General features: G+C 49.1%; 2 protein-coding genes and 2 pseudogenes. 3 read left to right on the top strand and 1 reads right to left on the bottom strand.

Annotated elements, in window-relative coordinates:
• From ACE1CM_RS40225 to ACE1CM_RS40215, 3 genes and pseudogenes are all read left to right on the top strand, one after another.
• Positions 1-1,495, top strand: a pseudogene (locus tag ACE1CM_RS40225) (PatA/PatG family cyanobactin maturation protease); the annotation flags it as partial.
• A gap of 614 nt (positions 1,496-2,109) precedes the next feature.
• Complete coding sequence (locus tag ACE1CM_RS40220; protein ID WP_374884681.1) at positions 2,110-2,271, top strand: anacyclamide/piricyclamide family prenylated cyclic peptide; 162 nt, start codon at positions 2,110-2,112, stop codon at positions 2,269-2,271.
• A gap of 444 nt (positions 2,272-2,715) precedes the next feature.
• On the top strand, positions 2,716-2,859 hold the full coding sequence (locus ACE1CM_RS40215) for an anacyclamide/piricyclamide family prenylated cyclic peptide (protein WP_374884680.1): 144 nt from the start codon (positions 2,716-2,718) through the stop codon (positions 2,857-2,859).
• 43 nt (positions 2,860-2,902) lie between these two features.
• Here ACE1CM_RS40215 and ACE1CM_RS40210 read toward each other — a convergent pair.
• A pseudogene (locus ACE1CM_RS40210) lies at positions 2,903-3,083 on the bottom strand (transposase); the annotation flags it as partial.

Here is a 3,083-nt window from a genome sequence, read left to right as displayed (position 1 = left end):
CGTCCCGGCGTCGCTTCCGGCGGTGTTGGCAGTGGGGGCGATGGATGACCAAGGGCATCCCATCGACTTTAGCAATTGGGGCGAAACCTACCAAAATCAGGGCATTCTCGCTCCTGGGTCAAACATTCTGGGAGCGCAACCCGGAGGCGGTACGGTACGGCTGAGCGGTACCAGCTTTGCCACGCCGATTGTTTCTGGGGTAGCAGCTTTATTGCTGAGTCTGCAAGTCCAGCAAGGGGAAACACCCGACCCTCAAAAGGTACGCACCGCCCTCATACAGAGTGCCTTACCTTGCGATGCTGCCGATACAGACAGCGATCGCTGTCTGGTTGGCAAGTTGAATATTTTGGGTGCTTTGAACTTACTTACAGGAGGAAACATGGAAGAAACATTGGAAAGCGTTACAGCTTCTGGATGTGGCTGTGGCGGAACGGGGGCGAGTATCGAGCCTCCGGTAGCAGCCGAAGCCGTTCGTCCCCAGCTTCAGACTGGGGACGAGAGTAGCGAGGCTGAAATAGTCCCAGCAGAAGCAACGGCGCCAACAGTTGCTTCAACCCAAACCATCCCAACTCGTCCATCTATTTCAACAACTTCAACTATGTCGAATCGCAACTCGAATTATGTCACCGCTAGCCAATCTGATGCATCTACCGGCGGGAATATTGTCTATGCTCTGGGTACTTTAGGCTAGGACTTTGGTACCGAAGCAAGGCGCGATACCTTCAAGCAACTGATGCCTGGAGTGGCGGTGGATAACACTACGATTCCTGCCAACCCTTACGATGCGCGTCAGATGGTCGATTATTTGGCAGAAAGTCTTTCCGAGGCGAAAGCTTTAATTTGGACGCTGAATATCGAATTGACTCCAGTTTATGCCATCGAACCCGTTGGTCCCTTTGCGCGGGATGTGTATGCAGTGTTGCAGGAATTGCTCTCTGGGCAAATTCAAGCGGAAGATAGCGCCGATTATGTCGAACGGGTGAGTATCCCCGGACGCCTGACGGGACGGACGGTGAAGCTATTTTCCGGGCAAGTGGTGCCAGTAATTGAACCGGAAAATACGCGGGGAATGTATGGTTGGAAGGTGAACAATTTAGTCACGGCGGCGATTGAAACTGTCCGTGCGACTACAGAAGAAGTCAACGAAGCAGGGATGCAACGCACTCTCGATAGTTTCCTCAATCGCATCTATTACGATTTGCGGAATTTGGGGACGACTTCTCAAGACCGGGCGCTCAATTTTGCGGCGACGAATGCGTTTCAAGCAGCTTCTACCTTTGCAGAAGCGGTGGCGCAAGGAATGGAACTCGATAGTATTACTGTGGAGAAGAGTCCTTTCTGTCGGATTGATAGCGATTGTTGGGATGTGAAGCTAAAGTTTTTTGACCCAGAAAATAGTCGCCGTGCCAAGAAAGTGTTCCGGTTCACGATTGATGTTAGCGATGTGATTCCGGTGACTTTGGGCGAGGTGCGTTCTTGGTCTACACCGTATTAATTGGCTGAGCAACATAGTTCAAGCTCGTAGGGTGCGTTACGCTATCGCTAACGCACCATCTTCCGGCTAATAACTTGGCAAGAAATTTCAGTTTTGAAGAGAAGTACATGTCAATATCTACTTCAATCATTCTCTAATAGCGTCATCGATTCACGCGCGGTTTTTCCGGCTATTCGTTCGTAATTTGATGGTGCGAATCGCATTTATTCTGATTTTTGATGGCGATTCGCGCCTCTAGTTGCTGCGAATAAATATAAAAATTAAGCCCGAAAAATCGAGGGTAATTTAAGCAGGAATTAGCCAAAAAATGCTTGACACTTTTGAATGGGTTTGTATAAGATTATGAACAAGCGATCGCTAGTGAAAAATATTCAATTCCACCCTTGCGATCGCGGTAGAGAAAATCTCCAAACTCAAAGAATAGCGTACGCACACCATAAGCGTACGCACTCTCACCCAAGGCAATTAGTAAAAGTTTTCTTCTCCTACAGAAGAGGGGCGATCGCACAATCCCAACATCAGAGCGTACGCCATCAACACAGTCTTCTTCATATGATGAAGAAGTGGTCAATCAGACCAAAACCACACAAAACCACGTACAATGGAGTACAACTATGAAGACCAAAAAATCCTTGAATCCCCAAATCGTTGCCCCAGTTGAACGGACAACCGCCACTAGCCGCAACAATGCAGGCAGCCCTAGTGGGTTGTCCGCCTCGGAGTTTGAGTGGACTTTGGTATGGGGGACGCCTTTTTCCGGAGATGACGCGGAGTAATCTCGTAGATTCTATCAGTAACCTAATGCATTGGTCAAAAGTCTTTTGTCATTGGCGGCGGCGCACGATTTGCCTTTCGGAATTGACGCGCAATCTCTGATACCATCGGGCTTGTCCTAACCTGGTACGCGGGAAAGTCGTTGCGGTTCTTCCCTTCACCTCTACTACGGGATTGACCAGAGGACTTACTGATACCGATGCGATCGCTCTTGAAAAATATTCAATTCCACCCTTGCGATCGCGGTAGAGAAAATATCCAAACTCAAAGAGTGCGTACGCACTCTAACCCAGCAAGTTAAAAAAGTTTTCTTCTCCACAGAAGAGGGGCGATCGCACAATCCCAACATAGCGAGCGATCGCCATCAACACAGTCTTCTTCATCAACAGAAGAAGTGGTCAATCAGACCAGAACCAAACCAAAACCACGTACAATGGAGTACAACTATGAAGACCAAAAAATCCTTGAATCCCCAAATCGTTGCCCCAGTTGAACGGACAACTGCCACCAGCCGCAACAACAATGCAGGCAGCCCTGGGGTGGACGCGCAGATGGGATTGGTACCATGGAACCCCTTTTTCCGGGGATGACGCAGAGTAATCTATCCGATTCTATCAGTAACCTCAAAAAAGGTCAAAAGTCTTTTGTCTCTTCCCAAGGGGCACGATTCGCGTCAATGAATTGACGCGCAATCTCTGATACCAGGCGGGTTTCCGATACCTGGTACGCGGGAAACTCGTTGCGGTTCTTACCTTGACCCCTACTACGGGATTGACCAGAGGACTTACTGATACCGATGCCAGCTAGTAACTTG

Origin of the sequence: Microseira sp. BLCC-F43 (assembly GCF_041929235.1) — a bacterium.
In the GTDB taxonomy this organism is placed as follows: domain Bacteria; phylum Cyanobacteriota; class Cyanobacteriia; order Cyanobacteriales; family Aerosakkonemataceae; genus Microseira.
This window is presented reverse-complemented; position numbering and strand designations above follow the sequence as displayed.